Source organism: Chryseobacterium sp. UF-81 (genome assembly GCF_058245105.1).
This window is the reverse complement of the sequence record NZ_JBSIBX010000006.1, coordinates 169,874-191,145: the sequence shown is the minus strand read 5'-3', so window position 1 is coordinate 191,145 and position 21,272 is coordinate 169,874. Positions and strand designations below refer to the sequence as shown.

General features: G+C 37.6%; 15 protein-coding genes. 8 read left to right on the top strand and 7 right to left on the bottom strand.

Features of this window, described 5'->3' with window-relative positions; all coding sequences use genetic code 11:
• Positions 1 to 67: 67 nt before the first annotated feature.
• A complete protein-coding gene (dnaE, locus tag AC4IFE_RS10800; RefSeq protein ID WP_490756982.1) occupies positions 68 to 4,732 on the bottom strand; it encodes a DNA polymerase III subunit alpha in 4,665 nt (1,554 codons plus the stop codon).
• 290 nt (positions 4,733 to 5,022) lie between these two features.
• Between dnaE and AC4IFE_RS10795 the strand changes: the two genes are divergently transcribed.
• The 3 genes from AC4IFE_RS10795 to AC4IFE_RS10785 all read left to right on the top strand — a co-directional run bounded on the left by AC4IFE_RS10795 (position 5,023) and on the right by AC4IFE_RS10785 (position 10,447).
• Positions 5,023 to 7,137 (top strand): S8 family peptidase, encoded by a 2,115-nt coding sequence (locus AC4IFE_RS10795; protein ID WP_490756981.1) that lies wholly within the window; start codon positions 5,023 to 5,025, stop codon positions 7,135 to 7,137.
• Positions 7,138 to 7,212: 75 nt separating this feature from the next.
• Positions 7,213 to 9,285: an alpha-ketoacid dehydrogenase subunit alpha/beta gene (locus AC4IFE_RS10790; protein WP_490756980.1), complete on the top strand. Its 2,073-nt coding sequence runs from the start codon at positions 7,213 to 7,215 to the stop codon at positions 9,283 to 9,285.
• Positions 9,286 to 9,412: 127 nt separating this feature from the next.
• On the top strand, positions 9,413 to 10,447 hold the full coding sequence (locus AC4IFE_RS10785; protein WP_490756978.1) for a bestrophin family protein: 1,035 nt from the start codon (positions 9,413 to 9,415) through the stop codon (positions 10,445 to 10,447).
• Between the two features lies 1 nt (position 10,448).
• Here AC4IFE_RS10785 and AC4IFE_RS10780 read toward each other — a convergent pair whose 3' ends face one another.
• The gene (locus AC4IFE_RS10780) at positions 10,449 to 10,907 is read right to left on the bottom strand and encodes an Lrp/AsnC family transcriptional regulator (RefSeq protein WP_490756976.1); all 459 of its coding nucleotides are present in this window, start codon (positions 10,905 to 10,907) and stop codon (positions 10,449 to 10,451) included.
• A gap of 157 nt (positions 10,908 to 11,064) precedes the next feature.
• Here AC4IFE_RS10780 and AC4IFE_RS10775 point away from each other — a divergent pair, with 157 nt between their 5' ends.
• Positions 11,065 to 12,291, top strand: coding sequence for an aminotransferase class I/II-fold pyridoxal phosphate-dependent enzyme (locus tag AC4IFE_RS10775; protein WP_490756974.1), 1,227 nt, complete (start codon positions 11,065 to 11,067; stop codon positions 12,289 to 12,291).
• A gap of 375 nt (positions 12,292 to 12,666) precedes the next feature.
• Here the strand turns inward: AC4IFE_RS10775 and AC4IFE_RS10770 are convergent, their stop codons facing one another.
• The 4 genes from AC4IFE_RS10770 to AC4IFE_RS10755 all read right to left on the bottom strand — a co-directional run bounded on the left by AC4IFE_RS10770 (position 12,667) and on the right by AC4IFE_RS10755 (position 17,328).
• Positions 12,667 to 13,197, bottom strand: coding sequence for a phage tail-like protein (locus AC4IFE_RS10770; RefSeq protein WP_490756972.1), 531 nt, complete (start codon positions 13,195 to 13,197; stop codon positions 12,667 to 12,669).
• A 68-nt stretch (positions 13,198 to 13,265) separates the two neighbouring features.
• Positions 13,266 to 14,708, bottom strand: coding sequence for a DUF11 domain-containing protein (locus AC4IFE_RS10765; protein ID WP_490756970.1), 1,443 nt, complete (start codon positions 14,706 to 14,708; stop codon positions 13,266 to 13,268).
• A gap of 300 nt (positions 14,709 to 15,008) precedes the next feature.
• Complete coding sequence (locus AC4IFE_RS10760) at positions 15,009 to 15,623, bottom strand: helix-turn-helix transcriptional regulator (protein ID WP_490756968.1); 615 nt, start codon at positions 15,621 to 15,623, stop codon at positions 15,009 to 15,011.
• A gap of 700 nt (positions 15,624 to 16,323) precedes the next feature.
• Entirely contained in the window at positions 16,324 to 17,328 is a 1,005-nt protein-coding gene (locus AC4IFE_RS10755) for a glycosyltransferase family 2 protein (RefSeq protein ID WP_490756966.1), read from the bottom strand.
• 369 nt (positions 17,329 to 17,697) lie between these two features.
• Between AC4IFE_RS10755 and AC4IFE_RS10750 the strand changes: the two genes are divergently transcribed.
• Both AC4IFE_RS10750 and AC4IFE_RS10745 read left to right on the top strand, forming a co-directional pair.
• Positions 17,698 to 18,027 carry an HU family DNA-binding protein gene (locus AC4IFE_RS10750; RefSeq protein ID WP_490757056.1) on the top strand — a complete coding sequence of 110 codons (330 nt, stop codon included), beginning with the start codon at positions 17,698 to 17,700 and terminating at the stop codon, positions 18,025 to 18,027.
• 2 nt (positions 18,028 to 18,029) lie between these two features.
• Entirely contained in the window at positions 18,030 to 18,428 is a 399-nt protein-coding gene (locus tag AC4IFE_RS10745; protein WP_490756964.1) for a hypothetical protein, read from the top strand.
• Between the two features lie 38 nt (positions 18,429 to 18,466).
• Here AC4IFE_RS10745 and AC4IFE_RS10740 read toward each other — a convergent pair whose 3' ends face one another.
• Complete coding sequence (locus AC4IFE_RS10740; protein WP_490756962.1) at positions 18,467 to 19,633, bottom strand: THUMP domain-containing class I SAM-dependent RNA methyltransferase; 1,167 nt, start codon at positions 19,631 to 19,633, stop codon at positions 18,467 to 18,469.
• Between the two features lie 135 nt (positions 19,634 to 19,768).
• On the opposite strand from AC4IFE_RS10740, the gene AC4IFE_RS10735 reads away from it, so the two are divergent.
• Positions 19,769 to 20,497: a class I SAM-dependent DNA methyltransferase gene (locus AC4IFE_RS10735; protein WP_490756960.1), complete on the top strand. Its 729-nt coding sequence runs from the start codon at positions 19,769 to 19,771 to the stop codon at positions 20,495 to 20,497.
• Complete coding sequence (locus AC4IFE_RS10730) at positions 20,497 to 21,222, top strand: ZIP family metal transporter (RefSeq protein WP_490757055.1); 726 nt, start codon at positions 20,497 to 20,499, stop codon at positions 21,220 to 21,222. The genes AC4IFE_RS10735 and AC4IFE_RS10730 overlap by 1 nt, the downstream gene beginning before the upstream one ends.
• Positions 21,223 to 21,272 lie beyond the last annotated feature (50 nt).

Here is a 21,272-nt window from a genome sequence, read left to right as displayed (position 1 = left end):
GACGATTTAAAATCAATAAAAAAAAAGCGACAAAAATGCCGCTTTTCTATTTCATATTTCCCTTTTCTTAATTCAAATAAAACTCATATTTATTAAGGAGCTGAATTTCCTTAATGAGATCTCCATTCAGATCAACGGAATGTTTCATAGATTGAACTTCAATCTGTGAATCATCTTCAATATTTTTTATAAAGAATTTAAGTTTCTGATTTCCCTTATTCCGGTCAAGAACCTTTTTGAAAAAATCAAGATCTTCAGGGCGGACATCCATGACATCCATAACCAGGGAAATGCTTTTTGCAAATCTTTCAAAAGCTTCCTGAAGTTCGATAACATCAATCACATTCACAAAAACCCGTCCATCCTTTACCTGTGCAAATTTTATTTTAAAAATAACGAACCTCTGAACTTCTAATTTCTCCTTCAGACGCATATAATCCCTGTCGCCTAGCCTGAAAGAATAGGATCCCGAATAATCCTCCAAAGTAACAAAAGCTACTTTTTCACCACTTCTGAATCCATCCTGTACTCTATATTCAGTGATCAGTCCGGCTACCGTATATTCCTTTCCGCCACCGCCGTTCTCTCTTTCTTTCTGAAGCGTTTTCCAATCTTTCTTTTTCTCTTCAAAAAGCTCTTCCTGTTTATTGGAGAAAGCCTGCTCCTTGTATGCATCTACCTCATCAAGGTTTAAAAACAGAAAATTACCCTTCGGTTCAGCTTTTTTCACTACTTCTTCTATAACTTCCTCTTCTCCTATCGAAAGATCATCCGAGACAATCTCAATAAGATCCACCGTTTCATCTTGGGAATCTTTTTCTAAAATCGGAACTTCATCCGGAACCACTTTTTCCTCGTCTTTTTCAAGCACAGTCTTTTTGGAAAGCCTGCCCTGCATAAACTGAAACTGATATTTAAATTCATCCAGCGGGTGAGCAGAAAGGTAGAAACCGATAATTTCCTTTTCTTTGTTAAGCTTATGCATATTGGGCCATTCCGGACATGGCAGCAGTTTAGGCTGCTCAATCTGCACTTCATCAGCAAAATCAGCAAAAAGAGAGTGCTCCATTTCATTTTTGCTTTCCTGGAAGCTCTGTCCGTATCTGATCAATCTTTCCAGGTTCGTTTTTCCAGCCATATCAATATCAAAATACTGCCCTCTGTGATAGGAACCGAGCTCATCAAAAGCTCCGGCAAGCACTAAACTTTCAGCTACTCTTTTATTCATTTGGGAAGGTGGGATTCTTTCAAAGAAATCATAGATATTTCTGAATCTGCCATTGGCCCTTTCTCGCGTGATAGCCTCACTTGGCCCTTCTCCTATTCCTTTAATTGCTCCTAAACCAAAACGGATCTGCCCTTTTTCGTTTACGGAGAATTTATACTGGGATTCGTTCACATCCGGACCTAAAACATCAACTCCAATACTTTTACAGTCTTCCATAAACATGGTGATAGAGTCCGTATTGTTAATGTTATTACTCATCACACTCGCCATATATTCAGCCGGATAATTGGCTTTCAGATAAGCGGTATGGTAGGCAATCAAAGCATAACAGGTGGAGTGGGATTTGTTGAAGGCATATTCGGCAAAAGCCTTCCAGTCATTCCAGATTTTATTTAAACGGTCTTCATCAAGGTTGTTTTTCTTTCCTCCTTCAATGAATTTCGGATACATTTTATTCAGAACGTCGATCTGCTTTTTACCCATCGCTTTCCTCAGCGTATCAGCTTCACCTTTGGTAAAGTTGGCCAGCTTTTGGGACAAAAGCATTACCTGCTCCTGGTAAACAGTAATTCCGTAGGTTTCTTTTAAATATTCTTCGGTTTCCGGTAAGTCGTAAACAATTTCTTCAATTCCGTGCTTTCTGTTGATAAAGTTCGGGATATATTTGATTGGACCAGGACGGTAAAGTGCATTCATGGCAATAAGGTCGGCAAAAACGGTAGGCTTAAGCTCTCTCATGTATTTTTGCATCCCCGGACTTTCATACTGGAAAATCCCGATCGTCCTTCCTTCTTTAAATAACTGATAAGTTTTGGTATCATCCAACGGAATTTCATCCGGATCAAGATCTACATTATGCCTTTGCTTAACCAGCTTCATGGCATCTTTAATGATCGTCAGCGTTCGAAGCCCCAGGAAGTCCATTTTAAGAAGTCCAGCACTTTCCGCCACCGAGTTATCAAACTGGGAAACCAAAATATCGGCGTCTTTTGCGGCAATTGTTATCGGAACAAGATTACTTACATCCTCGGGAGTAATGATTACTCCACAGGCGTGAATCCCGGTATTTCTGATGCAGCCTTCCATTTTCCTGGCACTTGCCAGTACATCAAAACGGGGATCATCCGGGTTGTCCAGAACCATTCTCATCTCATCTACCAGCATCTGCTCTTCAGGCTTCAGCTTATCATATTTAGCCAAAGCTTTGGCAATATTCATTCCTGGACTGGCAGGAATCAGTTTGGCGATATTATTCGTATCGGGAATCGGCAGATCCAATACTCTTCCGGCATCCTTAATGGCAGATTTTCCACCCAACACCGAATAGGTAATAATCTGGGCTACCTGGCTCTGTCCATATTTTTCAATCACCCACTTAATAACTCTGTCACGCCCTTCATCGTCAAAGTCAATATCAATATCGGGCATCGAAACCCTTTCCGGATTCAGGAATCTCTCAAAAAGGAGATCGTACTTGATGGGGTCAACGTTGGTAATTCCAATACAATAAGCTACTGCAGAACCAGCTGCCGAACCTCTTCCGGGGCCAACCCAAACACCCATATTCCGGGCTTCGTTACAGAAATCCTGCACAATAAGGAAGTATCCCGGATAACCGGTATTCGCAATTACGTCAAGTTCGAAATCCAAACGTTCTTTAATCTCGTCTGTAATTCCGGTCATAACATACCTTTTTCTCGCTCCTTCATATGTTAAGTGGGTAAGATATGCCATCTCCCCTCTTTTCCCTCCATCCACAGCATCTTCTGCATGAATAAACTCTTCCGGAATATCAAACTTAGGAAGGAGAACATCCCTTTTTAAAGTATAGGGACTGAATTTTGCGAGAAATTCGTCATAAGCCTCAAAAGCATCCGGATAAGCCAGAAACGCCTCCTTTATCTCATCACTGCTTTTCATATAATACTCTCCTGTAGTAAGCCCTTTACGTTTTCCGAAGCCTTTTCCTACAGGTGTGGTTAATTTTTCACCATCTTTGATACAGCTTACAATATCCTGGATATTTGCATCCTCTTTATGAGTATAAAAAGTTTCATTCTGAGCCAGGATTTTAGTATTATATTTATCTGCCAGATACAATAAAACTTCATTTAAGTGCTCTTCTTCAGGCAATTTATGATTTTGAAGCTGTACATAAAAATCATCTCCGAAAGTGTCTTTCCACCATTTAAAAAGTTCTTCCCCTTTTTGTTCCCCGGTATTAAGAATTGCATCAGGAATATCCCCTAAAATACCGGATGTAAGGGCTATTAATCCCTCCTTATACTCCGCGATCAGCTCTCTGCTGATCCTTGGAACTCCAAAATAAAATCCTTTTAAAAAACCTATACTAGAAAGTTTTGCCAGATTTTTATAGCCGTTAAAATCCTTTGCCAAAAGTACTACCTGGGTTCTTCTGTCCGGGTCATCTTTTGTAAACTGCTTCTGCTCATATCGGTCTGAAATATAAAATTCACAACCTACGACAGGAATAAGAGGCGTTGAAACAGGTTCCTGCTCGGTAAATTCTGTTCCATTTTCTTCAGCTTCCTGTTTTTTGGCGAGAAACTCTTTGTACTTTTTTGAACGGTCCGAATTGGCAGATTCTACTGCTGAAACAAATTTAAAAGCACCCATCATATTTCCGATATCTACCATGCCCACAGCGGGAAAGTTTTCATCGGAAGCTTTTTTGATCAGATCATTAATGCTTGAAGTGGCCATCAGCGTAGAGAAAACACTGTGACTGTTAAAATTGAAATATTTTCCGAGATCAATTTCATCTATACTTCCAAAATCAGACTGCTTTTTCTTATTATTAAATTCAGCAACCTGTCTTCTGATAACAATATTAAACGGCTTTATCGGATCCGGATAAAGAGTTTTAAAGTAACTCAGCTGATCTTCGGAAATCTTCAGTACTTCAGCAGGAATTACTCCTATCCTCATCATTTCAAAGAATACCCTGGCAGTCGCATTAACGTCGGCAGCAGCGTTGTGCGCTTCGTCAAATTTATGCCCGTAAAGCTTTTCATACAGCTCTTCCAGTTTCGGAGACTTATATCTTCCTCCTCTTCCACCTCCAAGTTTACAATAGTCTGTTCCCAAAACCATTGTATCGGCTTTAGGTTTATCCTGAAGATTATCTTTTAAATTTTTCCTGTAAAATTCCGCTCCTACAATATTGTAATCGAATTCTACATTGTGCCCGGAAACTATTCTTACCCTGTCAAGAACTTTAGAAAATTCTTCCAGGATTTCCTGCAGATCCCGTCCTTCTTCATTCGCAATCTTTGTGGTAATTCCGTGAATCCTTGCAGCATTGAAGGGAATATCATACCCTTCAGGTTTTATTATATAATCCTGATTTTCAATTAAATTACCCTCATCATCATGAACCTGCCAAGCGATCTGAACCATTCTTGGCCAGTTATCGGAATCTGAAAGCGGTGCATTGAAATTTTTAGGTAATCCGGTTGTTTCTGTGTCAAAAATTAAATACATATAAATTTCTAACTTTTTTAAAAAAGAGAATGTAAAGTTACTTCAATTTTTCTAATAATGAACATCATGATTTCGGTTCAAAAGGTATCGGAAAATTTCTTTTTTTGAATTTCAATTTTAAAATTCATAAAATATGAAACATATAAAAAGAAACAAAAATTCATCAAAAATCAATATAAATCTATTAAAATTAACCAAAATAATAAAATTTTACAGGCTAAAAACAAGACGATTAAAGATTTTAGTATATATTTGCTAATCTATAAATTTTAATATTTTACTGAACCATTATGAAGAAACATTTACTTTTGGTCAGCACTTTAGCAATTACATTAATAAGTGCGCAAAACAATGAAGGATTAAAAAGAGAGTTTGAAAAACAAAACAAAGAGAATTCTGCAAAGTTTGACTCGTATGTTTCAAAGCATTACGGAGCAGACAGATCTTCGGAGACTTTAAGAGAAATTGAAGAGCAGAGAAGTAACTTAGCGGGTTTTACTCCAAATGGTAAGCCTTTCTTTTATCAAAAGGAAGATAGCAGACAGGTTGCGAATGCCAATGCTGATAATCTTAATACAGCAGGTGGCGTAGCAGGATTAACTAACGCCTATAATGGTGAAGGTATTAAGTATACAATTTTCGACGGTGGTAGAGTGTATGCTGCTCACCTGGCTTTCGATAATATGGCAGGAAGAATTACTAATAAAGAAGCTACAACACAAATTTACAGTGCACACGCAACAGGTGTAGCCAGTTTTATCGGTGGTAAAAGTATAAACGTAAGTGGTGGTGGTCTTAGTGGAAATACAAAAGGAGTTGCTATAAATTCTACAATGGATTCTTACAGATTTGCAACGACTACATTACCTGGTAATACTACCACTAGTACTGTATTTCAAAAAATACTTGTAGCTCAGCCTAACCTATCTAACCACTCTTACGGAAGTAATGTTGGATGGGATGTAAAAACAGTTAATGGTGCCAATGCATGGGTATGGAACGGTGCTTTTGATGCTCCTTCTGCCGCTTTTGATTTACAGGGAACATATTTCAGTAATGATCAGAACTATGATCAGATTGTATATAACAACCCTTCATATATCATTGTGAAATCTTCCGGTAATTATTTTGGTTACGGACCTGATTATCCAGGAACATCTGCTTTTCCTAAATATTACACCGATGATAATGGTCTCCCAGTTCAGTTTGCAGCAACAGATACACTTCCTACAACAAACTGCAGCAATGGAGCTGATTGTATCGGACCTGGATCTTTAGCCAAAAACATTATCGTTGTTGGAGCCACGGATGTAATTTCTACCAATAACTTTAAATATACTACTGCTTCTGATGTTGTTCATTCTGATTACAGCAGTGCAGGACCTAGAGATGACGGAGGAATTAAACCGGATATTTCAACTACAGGTACTGATGTATTCTCTGCAGCGACAGCAGAAGATACTGTTGGCAGTACAACATATAGCTACGGAAGTGGAACTTCTTATTCTGCACCGGTAGTGACCGGAGTTATCGGGCTATGGACACAAGTAAATAAAGAACTTTTCTCAAATCAGGTATTAAATGCAGCAAGTGCAAAAACCTTAATGATTCATTCAGCTTCTGAAGCGGGGAATGTAGGTCCGGATCCATGGTTTGGATGGGGATACATCAATGCTAAAAAAGGTGCTGAATTATTAGTGGGAAAAGCTAACAATACTGTTATATTTAATAACGAAACATTAACCAGCGGTACTCCAAACACAAAGAATGTTGTAGCATCTGGTACTGAGCCGTTGAAAGTTACAATTTCATGGATTGATCCTGAATACGTTATTCCTGCCAACCTAACGTGGGCTGATGCATATAACAACAGAGCATCAAGATTAGTAAATGATTTAGATTTAAGAATTATAGATACAACAAACAATACGATTTATTATCCTTGGAAACTGAATGCTACTTCTCCGATGACCCCTGCAACTAAGGCGGATAATACAGTAGATAATGTAGAACAAGTGGTTATAGATACCCCTGTTGCCGGTAGAACTTACCGAATTGAGATTACTAACAAAGGAACCTTAAAAAACAATGCTGGCGCCAATGCTCCACAAAACTACTCTATTATAGCTACAGGCCAGACGCAAGCTGTTTTAGGAACAGGTGAAGCCAACGCATTAAGCGGTCTCGCAATAGCTCCAACCATTACAAAGGACATTGTTAATATATTGAAAGCCCCTAAAAAGTCTACTTTCGTAATTTATGATCTTTCTGGAAAAAAATTACAGAATGGAGTCATCAATACTGAGAAAGAATCTGTAGATCTATCTACTTACACCAAAGGTATTTATATCATTGAAGTAAGAACAGACAAAGATGTTATCTCTAAAAAAGTAATCAAGGAATAATCCTTAAAATACATAGAATTTACACAAAATACTAACACTTGTTAGTATTTTGTTTTTTGTGTATATTTGCTTCCTATGGAAAATACACTTCACGAAAAAGTTTCTCAGGATATTTTGCTTAAAGCGTACAATCATATGATGCTGGCCAAAGCTATGGCAGATATCTACGAAGAAAACAGGAATATCTGTAAATATGTTCATAGTACGTCAAGAGGCCATGAAGCCATCCAGCTGGCAACAGCTTATCAGTTAAAAAAAGAAGACTGGGTATCTCCTTATTACCGTGATGAAAGTATTCTTCTAGGAATCGGTTTTGAACCCTACCAACTGATGTTGCAACTTCTCGCAAAAGCCGAAGATCCTTTTTCAGGGGGAAGATCGTATTACTCACATCCATCGAGCAGAGATGAGAACAAGCCTAAAATTATTCACCAGAGCTCAGCTACGGGAATGCAGACCATTCCCACCACAGGTGTTGCACAGGGGATAAAATATATTCAGGATTTTAATTTACAGAATTTCGAAAACAACCCGGTTGTAGTATGCAGTCTGGGAGATAATTCGGTGACAGAAGGTGAGGTAAGTGAAGCTTTGCAGTTTGCTGCTCTTCACCAGCTTCCTATCATATTCCTTGTACAGGATAATGAATGGGGAATCTCCGTAACTAAAGAAGAAGCAAGAACATGTGATGCCTACGATTTTGTAGCCGGTTTCACAGGCCTTAGCAGAATGCGTGTAGATGGAACAGATTTTGTGGAAAGCTTCGAAGCCATGAAGAAGGCTGTAGATTTTGTAAGAACCGAAAGAAAACCTTTAGTAGTTTGTGCTAAAACAGTTCTTATAGGTCACCATACTTCCGGAGTAAGAAGAGAGTTCTACAGAGATGAAGAAGATTTAACCAAACACAGAGCTAAAGATCCGGGTGAGATTCTTAGAAAACAGCTTCTTGAATCAGGAATTGATGAAGATCTTTTAAAGCAGATCACTAAAAAAGCCCGTCTGGAAGCTGAGGAAGCTTTTGAAAGAGCTAAAAACGCAGAAGACCCGAAACCGGAAACAGTAATGCAGCACGTTTTTGCTCCTACTCCTATTACTGAGGAAACAGGAACCCGCGAACCTGTAGGCGGTGAAAAAATCGTCATGGTAGACGCCGCTATTCATGCTGTTCAGGAACTAATGTGGAAACATCCTGAAGCTCTTCTTTACGGACAGGATGTAGGAGAAAGAATCGGAGGTGTTTTCAGAGAGACGGTGACTTTAGGAAAAAAATTCGGAAGCAAAAGAGTATTCAATACGGCTATTCAGGAGGCATATATCATCGGATCAACTGTGGGAATGAGTGCGGTAGGATTAAAACCTATCGTAGAAGTTCAGTTTGCCGATTATATTTATCCCGGCATCAATCAGCTGATCACTGAAATTTCAAAATCAAGTTATTTAAGTCAGGGAAAATTTCCTGTAAGCAATATTATCCGTGTACCAATCGGTGCCTACGGCGGCGGCGGCCCTTACCACAGCGGAAGCGTTGAGAGTATTTTAGCCAATATTAAAGGAATTAAAATCGCTTATCCTAGTAACGCAGCCGATTTCAAAGGTTTGTTAAAAGCAGCTTATTACGATCCAAACCCTGTGATCATGCTGGAGCATAAAGGTTTATACTGGAGTAAAGTCCCTGGAACTGAAGATGCCAAAACCATTGAGCCTGCAGAAGACTATATCCTTCCCTTCGGAAAAGGTAAAGTGATCATTGAAGCAGACCGCAATGAAACTGAAAAAGGCAGAACCTTATTGGTCGTAACCTATGGAATGGGGGTTTACTGGGCAAAAGAAGCAGTGAAGAACTTTAACGGAAGAGTTGAGGTGATCGATCTGAGAACGATAATCCCTCTGGATGAAGAGCTTGTTTTTGAAAGAGTAAAAGCACACGGAAAATGTATCGTTCTCACCGAAGAACAATTGAACAATTCATTTGCCGAAGCATTTGCACACCGTATCTCGAAAAACTGCTTCAAGTATCTGGATGCTCCTGTAGAAACAATGGGATCTCTTGATGTGCCTGCTGTTCCGATCAATTTGGTCCTTGAAAAAGAAATGCTTCCAAATGCTGAAAAACTGAGTAAAAAGATTGAAGAAATGCTGCAATATTAATCAGCAATATTAAATATATGAAGCCTCTAATTTTTTAGAGGTTTTTTTTATTACATTTAATAAGCATTAGAATAGCTCATTTTGGTATTTCTTTTGTTTATATGCACACCAAATTCCATACAGCAATATGATCACCACAAAATATGTCAATTATAAACAAGTTCTAAACCTTTCAGGGATACATCTGATCTGGATTTCGGTTTGGTGCACATTAATTACCGCTCTCTTTTACTTTTTCAACTGGCACTGGATGATTATTCCCTGGGTTCCGGTAGCACTCATTGGTACTGCGGAAGCTTTTTTAGTGGGTTTTAAAAATAACCAGGCTTACGACAGATTGTGGGAAGCACGAAAAATATGGGGCGGAATAGTCAATTCAAGCCGCTCTTTCGGCGCCATGGTCTATGCTTTTGATACTCAGAATGAGGAAGTCGGAACTTTTGATCTGGAAGACCGGAGAAAAAGAATTATTTACCGCCATATTGCATGGCTGTATACTTTCCGTGAGCAGCTTCTGGTTCCCGCAGAATGGGAACACATCAGCAATGAAGAAGATACCTCTAAAAATGTTGATCTTAAGCGCCACCGAATGATCAAAGCAGGTTTTCCCGATTACGGAAGAACACCTATCTTTTTGCATAAATATCTTTCCGAAGAAGAATTTGAGCTGCAGTCTGATTACAAAAATTTTGCAACATATCTGATCTCAAAGCAAGCTAAAGAGATTAATGAATTAAAAAATGAAAAAATTATTTCTGAATTCAACCAGGTACAGCTGCAAAACACCCTCAACGAGTTTTACAATTATCAGGGACAGGCAGAAAGGATTAAAAAATTTCCCTCTCCAAGACAGTTTGCAAGCACTGCATTTGTATTTAATATCCTTTTTATTCTTCTGCTTCCACTAGGTTTGGTGAATGAATTTGCCAAATTGGGCGACTGGGGAATCTGGACTTCCATTCCTTTCTGTATTATTATCGGATGGATCTATATTATTATGGAACTGGTAGGCGATTATTCTGAAAATCCTTTCGGCGGACTAATGTTTGATATTCCAATGCTTTCTATCTGCAGGGCTATAGAAATTGACCTTCTACAAATGAGCGGGGAACATGAAGATCTTCCTGAACCTATCGCTTCAAAGAACGGAGTCCTCGTATAATTTACAGAACAATAGCTGTTGTATTTTTCACTTCAGAGATCATAAAAGAGCTGTGGGTACTTGCTATGTGCTGAAGTGTCGTGAGTTTGCTGAGCATAAAATTACGGTAATCCTCCATGTCTTTTACACCTATTTTAAGGATATAATCGTAATCGCCGCTTACATGAAAACATTCTGTGACTTCCTGTAGATTCATAACTTCCCTTTCAAACTGCAGCACAAATTCTTTTTTGTGCTGGGTTAATTTTATATGGCATAACACAATAAAATCCCGGCTTACTTTATGCCGGTCCAGCAATGCCACATATTTTGAGATCACACCCAGATTTTCAAGCTTTTTTATGCGTTCATAAACAGCCGTTACCGACAGGTTCAGCTTATAAGACAGCTCTTTGGTGGTCTGTTTGCAGTCTTCCTGGAGTAAAAGGAGCAGTTTTTTATCCGTTTCATCAAAATTCATAGATATTTTTTTGGAGAAAGTTTAACAAATTCAAATATAATAAACATATTTTCTATTCAAAGCATAAAATATAGATTTATATTCTACATATTTAAAAATATCTTGTAATAATTCTGAAAACAAAGCATATTTAAGCCGACAAATAAATCTAATGCTTATGGAAAATTTTAATGCAGCCAATGAGATCCAGGATCTGCAGTATTTTGGCGAATTCGGAGGAGTAAATCCATCCATTTCTGACAGCTCTACCTATACATTCCTTTCGGCAAAAACCATGTTTGATACCTTTGAAGGCAATGCTGAGGGATGCTATTTATATTCCAGACACTCATCCCCGATGAATCTGTACCTTGCCCAGGCACTGGCCAAAATGGAGAACACAGAAGCTGCGAATGTTACGGCATCCGGAATGGGAGCGATCACGTCTGTATTAATGCAGGTATGTAAAAGCGGTGACCATATTATTTCCAGCCGAACGATCTACGGCGGAACTTATGCTTTTCTTAAAAATTTCCTTCCTCCTTTCCATATTGATACCACTTTTGTTGACATCAGCAACTTTGAGTCTATAGAGAACGCTATAACTCCCCATACGAAAGTTATCTACTGTGAAAGTGTAAGCAATCCTTTACTTGAGGTGGCAGATCTTAGAAAACTTTCAGAAATCTGTAAAAAACACAACCTAAAGCTTATCGTAGACAACACCTTCTCCCCTCTTTCTGTTTCACCTACATTATTAGGTGCCGATATCGTAATTCATAGTTTAACCAAGTTCATTAACGGAAGCAGCGATACGGTAGGCGGTGTATACTGCGGAACACAGGAATTCATTAATGATACAAAGAATGTAAATAACGGAGCATGTATGTTATTGGGACCAACCATGGACAGCTTCCGTTCTGCAAGTATCCTGAAAAACCTTAGAACGCTTCACATCAGAATGAAGCAGCACAGCCATAATGCCATGTACCTTGCAGAAAGATTTGAAAAAGACGGACTGAAAGTATCTTACCCGGGACTGAAATCCCATAAGGATCATGAGTTGATGAAAAGCATGATGCACGAGGAATACGGATTTGGGGGTCTGCTGACAATAGATGCGGGCACCACTGACAAAGCCAATGAACTGATGGAAATGATGCAGCAGGAAAACTTAGGCTACCTGGCAGTGAGCTTAGGATTCTACAAGACTTTATTTTCATGCTCGGGAAGTTCGACTTCATCTGAAATTCCTGAAGAAGAGCGTGAAGCAATGGGCATATCGGATGGGCTGATCAGGTTTTCTATCGGATTGGATCATGATATCGCCAGAACTTATGAAAAAATGCGGGAATGCATGCTAAAAACAGGCGTCCTCAACCATGAAACCATATTCATATCCTAATTTATTGTGATAAAAGCTGCCGGAACTTCTGACAGCTTTTATTTTTTTAATTATTTGACCTAAAATTCCGGTTAAGCCATTTCTGTTTTTAATAAGTAATGAAGCAGGGAGAGGGAAGTGAGTTGAGGTTGAAAAACCAGTTACATCCCTATAATTTATTATTCCTTTAAAGACTGTTTCATCAAATTTTACGATAATGCCAGAATTGTGGTCTGATAGTAACTTCCAAGCCTCTTTCTTCCAGCTTCCAGCCTATTATCCTTAATTTTCTTATTCCGAACTCTCAGGATTACCATGTCTTTCTACTTGCTAATATGCTTTTGCCGGTTGTCTATCATTCCATTTGTGTTTTGGAAATGAAAGAAATTGATAGCATTATGGCTTCCAAAAAGACCACATAGCCCCATTGAAAACTGCCAAACGTTTTGCCCCTGCTTTATTCACGTATACCATCATTCCAGGAGACGGACTCGGAATGTTGTTTACATCTGCTACTATAGGCAACAATAAAGCTTTATCGGAAGACTCTAATACCAGTACTCCGTCTGCTGTGGATCCAGATGAGCCAATTATTGTCTTTGCAGCAGCAGTTTCCGGAACGGCTGGCTGATTGACCAGCGCCGTACTTATATCTGCATCTTGTCCGCTTAGATCTATCCAGCTGCCATTGTAGTATTTTACGCGTGCAGATGTAGGGGTACTTGCATCCAGAACAATAGTTCCGGGAGTTGGGGCACTTGGGAGGTTTTTTACATAGGGTAAAATAATTCCTTTGTTTCCTGTATTGGCAAATTCTAATAGAACAGATGTCTTATTTGTTGCAGTTCCCGTAGCATCACCGATGATGACCTGTGAATATCCCCGTGAAAAGTAAATTATGAATATAATTGTAATTAATTTTTTCATTTTAATTGATTTTAAATTCCGGAGAAAATAGCCGTACACTTCCTCCGGATATATATATTGTTTACTGATTATGGGCATGCAGGTGTCGTAAAGCAGCTCCATGCTGTTCCATCGTATATTTTCAAACATAAATTATCCGTATCATATACCATCATTCCTTCAACAGGACTGGTTATGGAAGTTTCCGGCGATACCATCCTGGTAATTACAAATCCCTTAGTATTGGATTCCAGCACTGCATGGGCGGATTTCCTGATCATAGGCCAGTTGCCGCTATCTGCTCCTGCTCTTTTCAGCAGTGTTATGCCATATTTGGTATCAAAACCTGCTGTGCCTGTATTGGGAGCACTGTAGCATCCAAAAGTATCAGTATCGGTCTGGGTATTATTAGTTAAATCCGGATCTGCAGAGTTTACCGGAGAAGCAATGCTTACAGTATTTACCAAATCGCCTGAAAAGTTGGTGGGAATTGCAATAGTTACAGTATAGGTTACGGTACCACCTACAGGTAATGCTACCAAATCATTAATAGCTCCTGTTTGTGTACCCACCACACCTGTACTGCTCCCTGCAGATGCAACAGCAGTATAGCTTACATTGGCAGCAGGAATACCTGCCGGCACATTATCCACTACAGAAGCATTGACTACCCCAAATGGACCATTGTTTTGTGCCACAATAGTATAAGTATTGGTGGTTCCTTGGATGTATTGTGTCTTGCCATCGGTTTTTGTTACAGAGAGCTCTGCTCCGAAAGTGATAGGAGCCGTAACACAATGTGCTCCATCGTTTCCTGAGCTTGCAGGAGCACCGGAGATAAGGGTTCTTTCCCCCGTCAACAGATTAAACTGATAAAACCCACCTACATTATTGTTAACGCCATACACTTCTCCGGTATTGGAACCAAACATTCCTCCAAATTGTACAGCTCCTGGAGCAATTCCTATTTGCACAACCGTCCCGGTAGAAGGGTTAATACTAACTAATCGTCCGTTGCCACCATTCACACCGTACAAAAGGCCTGTTACAACATTATAGCACATATCCCCAACATTAATGTTTGCATTGAGAGTAATGAGCGTAGCCGTAAGCGTAGTAAGATTTATTTTATATAACTGATTACCAAGAACACCTTCTTTCACATAATAATTACCTGAATCATCAATCTCACCTGAAGTATATCCTGATGCTGTAACAGGCAATCCTGAAACAACTCCCAGAGTAGTATACGTTCCGCTTGCATCTATGCGTATAAGTTGATTACCTCGAATCCCATAGATGAAACCATCCAAAGGATTTAGCCCTATTGAATTATAAGAAAAACCAGGATTACCACCAATGGGTGGATATGTAAACGGATTACTGGCAGTATTTATACTATACAATACTGTAGGAGGGCCTTGGGCGAGATACATTGCAGAAGTACACCCAAAAGACTGAGACCATAATAAAGTTGAAGCAAAGAGAAATATTACTGAAAATACATTTCTCAAATTATAGTTTTTCATCATTGTTTTTCATTCTTAGTTAGAAAATCTTCTTTTAATCTGTAGACTCAAATCCCTACACTTGCGAATTTTTACAATTCCAAAATCCAGGAAACTTAGCATTTCATTACTTATACACAAAAATGTTACTTAATTCTGTAAAAAAGGAAAACACAGATACTTAAAAAGCATTAAAATATAATACACTGATTTTCTGCAACTTAAAATATTTATGCAGTGAAAACGCAGTATCTTTCTAAAATAATAATTAGAAACAATGTAGAAGTGCAGGGTTTACAGTAAGTCAATATTTTAGGCTTATATTTATGAGGTCATTTTTCTTAACCACACCCCTAAGTCAGCATTAGAATTAAGCCCCAGTTTTTTTCTGAGGGTATATTTTCTGGACTGTATGGTCCTGGAAGACCTGAAGGTATATTGTGCAATTTCTTTAGTAGAAAAATCCAAATATACATAGGCAAGGGTTTTTAAATCATTTGAATTTAAATAAGGATGAATTTTTAACAGCTTTATCTGAAAATCAGGGTAAAAATCCTGAAATTTCAAATAAAATGAATGACTGTTGTTTTTAGCTTCTTCAATCAACTCCTCTAATGTCAGGATTAATTTTTGTTCCGACTGGTTATTAGGACTGTCTTTTTCTGTGATAACCTTATTCTTATTGTAAAGCAGGTCTTTATTCTCCTCAATAATTAAACTCCTCTTTTTTAGGTTATCCCTATATTTTGTATATAATAAAACAGACAAGATCAATAATAGTCCAATCGTTGAGAATAATATTATCTGATTTTTATTTTCTTCATTAGGTTTCAGGGTTTGCTGTTCATTCAATACAGGGTGCACAGCATTCTGGTTTTTGCTTTCTTCAAATACTTTATATTCCAATGTTTCTGATATCATTTCTAAAAGCTTGGGCATTTTACTGCAAAATTTTATATTTATTTCACCATCTCCTATACTTTTAACAATCAGGCAGGCTTTCTGAGCGTATTCTAAAGATTTCAGATCGCTTGTTTTGGTAGCTTCTTCAAATTTCTTAAGCAGCAGGTCTATTTCGATACTCTTATTTTGCTGCGAATGAAAACGAAAAAACGGTATAATTATTAGAAAAAAAATGATAGACTTTTTCACCCCAAATATTATGTTTGAACAGTATAATAAAATTATTTGGTTTCTAAAATAACAATATAATATAATAAATCATGCAGAAAACACTATTATTCTTTAATTTCTTATTAAACAATACTATTTGTTTCTTTTGCCAGCATTTTGGAATCGGGATCAATCCCATAACCAGCATGATAGCAATCTGTAAAGAAAGAGAGATAAAAGAATACATCAATCCATTTCAACTCCGAATTCGATACTCTTCCCAGAAATAAACAATGTCATAAAAACCATACTTCATCGCAACGTTAAATGCCCCGATTCCGCCACTTGCAAGAATAGACATCCCAATTTACTTACAACAATAATAAAGAAATCGATTTTTTTTATTTAAGTAATCAGAAACATCTTTACCCGGCAACTTAATCGAATCAATCAAAGATTGATTCTCATCTTTGCATTTCTTAGACTTAACACTATGAAAATACATCTTTGCATGAGAAAACATGATCTATTTTATATGGAAATGCTTGGGAAAGGCATCTTCAGGCTTCATTCTGAAAATATTAAGGAGTACCCAGGATTTCAGGAAACCGTATCCGTAGGAAAACATCTGAATATAGGTTGAGATCACCGCCATTCCGGCAATACTGATGTTTTTAGTTACGATCAGAGCATGGAACAGCACAAGAAATGTATACAGCCCGTAAAACGCCAGAATAATGCCTCTTCCTAAAATAAAATATTCTATAAAGCCTAAAATATATCCCAGCATAAACAGTGTAGGAAAAGCAAATGAGATCTTTACATAATTGGGATGCCTCTGGTTAAGAATAGGCCTTGCACACCCAAACTGATAAACCTGCTTCGAAAATTTACCCAAATCCACTCTTCGCTTATGATATACTGCAATATCATCAAAAAATGCAGTAGTGAAGCCGTTTTCCCAAAGCGTCATGGACAGATCCGGGTCTTCGCCGATCCTCATTTCAGAAAAACCGCCTACTTTTTCAAAAACCTCTTTCTTTACGCCCATATTAAAGCTTCTTGGCTGAAATCTGGAAACTGCTTTTTTGCTTCCTCTGATTCCTCCTGTTGTAAAAACCGAGGTCATAGAATAGGAAATGGCTTTCTGCATCAGATTAAAGCCCTTATGAGCCTTGTCTGCTCCTCCAAAAGCATCACATGGAATGGTCTCTATATCTTTTTTAATATTTTCGATATAGTCTTTTTCTACGATCACATCACTGTCGACAAAAAGCAGCCAGTCATTCTGCGCTCTTTTTGCTCCATAATTTCGGGTAAGTCCGGGACCGGAATTGTCTTTTCTGAAGTATTTGACATCCAATATTCCTTCAAAATTATGAATGGTAGGCTTAAGATCAATAAAAGAACCATCGTCCACAATAATCACTTCAAACTCTTTATCCGTCTGAAAAGTCAAAGAATTCAGCAGTTCAAAAAGTTCATCCTTACGGTTGAAAATAGCAACAACAATGGAAATAATAGGTCTCAAATTGAAAATTTTTCAAAATTACTTATTCGCTGAGGAATCTACAAACAGTTTAACAGCTTATTGAAAGAAATTAACTTAAATAGACATGTAAAGAATGGCCTTGAAACTCTCAACACAATAATTTGACATTTTAAACAAAATATATATGGCCTTCAAAAAGCAGTATGGACATGTGCCTTCCGCCCTTATCTAATCAATTAAAGATCTATGTAAGTAACAAAGCTGAAGACTTTTCTATATATTTCTTATACACTCATACATTTCGTACTGAAGGAATTGAGTTTCCAATTTTACTTTAAACAAACAATTTCTTTATTTCAAAAAACAAGCTTATTAATTATATTAAATACAGATAATTTAAACATTTTAATTAAATTTGATAAAAACAATACTATGAATAAATCAGAATTAGTTGATGCAATCGCAAAAGACGCAGGAATCACTAAAGTTGCAGCTAAAGCTGCTTTAGAATCATTCATTTCAAATGTAACTTCCACCTTAAAGAAAAAAGACGGAAAAGTCTCCCTTGTAGGGTTTGGCACCTTCTCAGTAGCTGAAAGAGCGGCTAGACAAGGTATTAATCCTGCAACTAAAAAACCAATCAAAATTGCTGCTAAAAAAGTTCCAAAATTCAAGGCTAGTAACAGTTTGATTAAACAAACAGGTACTGGCGATGGAGGTCCACGAAAAAAACATTAAAAATGAAAACATTAAAAGATTACAAAGAAGATTACTATTTTAATACAGGCAAAGCAAGTGAAATAAATAGGGCATTATCTCTTTCAGGAATAGCAATAATTTGGATATTCAACAAATCTGAAAAGAATGTTTTGGTCAATATTCCATCAGAATTAATGTGGCCACTAGCTTTATTTTTTATTGCTATTGCTTTAGATCTATTTCAATACTTTATTGGTGGCTTAATCTGGTGGGTATTTTATCTATGTAAAGAGGCAAAAGGAGTACAAGAAGAAGATAAACTACAAGCTTCCTATTTATTACCATTACCAATGCATATCTTTTACTTTTTGAAAATAATAGTAAATATCTGTGCATTTATTATGTTAAATAAATACTTAATTTCATTTATATTAAAATAAAAAACCTTCCATAACAGGAAGGTTTTTATTAAATGGGATTAATCTTTTGTTTCAATTTTATGAAGCTTTTTCGTCCCCTCATACATTTCATACTGTAAAAATCTCGTTTCCAGCTTTCCGTTGAAAAGTTTGATCTTTCTTGAAGGACGAAGTCCGATCTTCTTCACGGCTTCCAGATCAGATGAGATCAGCCAGGCTAAGGTATTCGGATAACTTGTCTTGAATGTATCCCCGATTTTTTTATAGAAATCTTCATCATTAATAGAAATTCTCTCATCGTAAGGTGGATTGAAAACCATCAGCAGTGGGAAAAGCTCTTTTTTGGATTCAAAGAAATCCTGTTTTTTTACTTCAATAACATCTTCCATTTCTGCTGCTTCGATATTCGTTCTGGCTGCATTCAGCATTCTGTTATCGATATCATATCCAACAATCTTTCCGGTGAATTCCCTTACCCTGTTTACCCTTACTTCTTTGATCTTTGCAAAAAGGTCTGCATCATAATTATCCCAGTTCTGGAAAGCAAATCTTCTTCTGAAGATCTGGGCAGGAAGATCCATTGCGATCATTGCTGCTTCAACAAGAAGGGTTCCTGAGCCGCACATAGGATCCAGGAAGTTTCCTTTACCATCCCAGCCTGCCAGCTGCAGCATTCCGCTTGCCAGCACTTCGTTGATAGGCGCTTCCCCCTGTTCTTTCCTGTAACCTCTTTTAAACAAAGGATCTCCTGAAGAATCTAAAGAAACAGTTACCAATTCCCTGTCAATATGAAGATGAAATTTGATATCCGGACTTTTCGTTTCCACATCCGGACGTCTTTTGAATTTTTCCTGAAAATAATCTACAATAGCATCCTTCATTTTCAAAGTCACAAACTGTGAATGCTTGAATGTTTCCGAATTTACAGTAGAATCAATCGCGAAAGACTGGTCTACATTCATATATTCTTCCCATGCAATGGCAGAAAGCTTATTGTAAAACTGATGCTGGTTAAATGCTTTAAATTCAAAAACAGGAATTAAGATTTTCAATGCTGTTCTTGCAGAGTAATTGATTTTATAAAGAAAACCGAGGTCGCCTTCACAATTGACCGCGCGGTTTTTAATTTCAACGTTTTTTCCGCCTAATTTCTTAATTTCTTCCGCAAGGATCTGCTCCAGTCCGAAGAATGTCTTTATCTGAATCTTTAGATTTTCTGTGTCCATAAATATTTATTAAAAGATTTAATGATTTAACAATGAAAAGATTATGCATCCAATTTTGCTGTTAATTGAATTTTTTAATCTCTCATTATTTAAATACTTTGCTTTTAACCGCACAAATTTAGTTATTTTTGCATTATGGAATGGTTTGAATCTTGGTTTGATACACCTTATTATCATCTTCTTTATAGCAACAGGGACTATACGGAAGCCGAAAATTTCATTACTAAGCTTACTGAAGACCTTCAGTTGCCTCCTTCATCCAAGATTATTGATCTGGCTTGTGGAAAAGGAAGACACTCTGTTTTTCTGAATAAGCTGGGCTATGATGTCCTGGGTCTTGACCTTTCCAGACAAAGCATTGAATTTGATAAGCAGTTTGAAACCCAGTCTCTTCTTTTTAATGTCCACGACATGCGCAACCCGATTGATGCAGATCCTATGGACGCCGTATTCAATTTATTTACCAGCTTCGGATATTTTGATAACGAAAGTGACGACAAAAAAGTTTTTCAGTCGGTTTACAATGTTCTAAAACCGGGAGGATATTTTGTTCTGGATTATCTGAATGAAGAATACGTAAGAAAAAACTTAATTCCTGAGACTACCATAACACGCGGTGATATTGATTTTAAGATCCTGAAAAAAATTGAGGGAAGACACATCGTCAAAGACATCCGTTTTGAAGCGGAAGGAAAGTCTTTTCACTTCTTTGAAAAAGTAAAGCTTCATACACTGGAGGCTATCAATTCCTATGCAACAGACTGTGGCTTCGAAAGAGTAAAAATCTGGGGCGATTATCAGCTGAATGAATTTGACCGTGAAGTTTCGCCACGCTGCATCAATTTATTTAAGAAAAAAGCATGATAACGGTTATTTTACTGATATTAAGCGTTATTACAGGAGTATTCCTGGGCAAGCATTTCGGAAAAAAAGAAAAGCTGGCTAAAAATCTTTTGGTACTCAGTGCCGGATTTCTCATCACCATCTGTCTGAATGAAGTTTTCCCGCAGGTATATACTTCGGAAGCTGGAAGCAGTCTCGGAATTTTCGTGATCGCAGGTGTATTGCTTCAGATGGTCCTGGAAGCACTGACGAAAGGTTTTGAACACGGGCATTTCCACCACCACAGCGAGCACAACATCCTTCCTGTGGCATTAATGATAGGATTATTTGTACATGCTTTTATAGAAGGGATTCCGTTAGCTAATGAAGAACATGAGCTTTCTCCTTACCTTCTGGGAATTCTGTTTCATAATCTTCCTATTTCGTTTATTCTTGGAGCCTTTTTATTCAACAGAAAAAATGAATCCAAAACGTCACCCTACCCTTCGATTCTGATCGTTGCTTTGTTTGCCCTTGCATCTCCAATGGGAATGCTGCTTGGTAACTATTTCAATCCTGATCTGCAACCCTATTTCCTGGCAATCGTAGGAGGAATTTTTCTTCATATTTCTTCTGTGATTATTTTTGAAAGCAACAAAAATCATAATATTGACTGGATGAAGATAGGTTTGGTCATTGTTGGGGTTTCATTAGCACTTATCATGCATCTTTTTCACCATCATCCGGCTACCGGGCATTCACATTAATTCTCTTTATCAACAACAATAAAAAAGCCCCGAATTAAATCCGGAGCCTT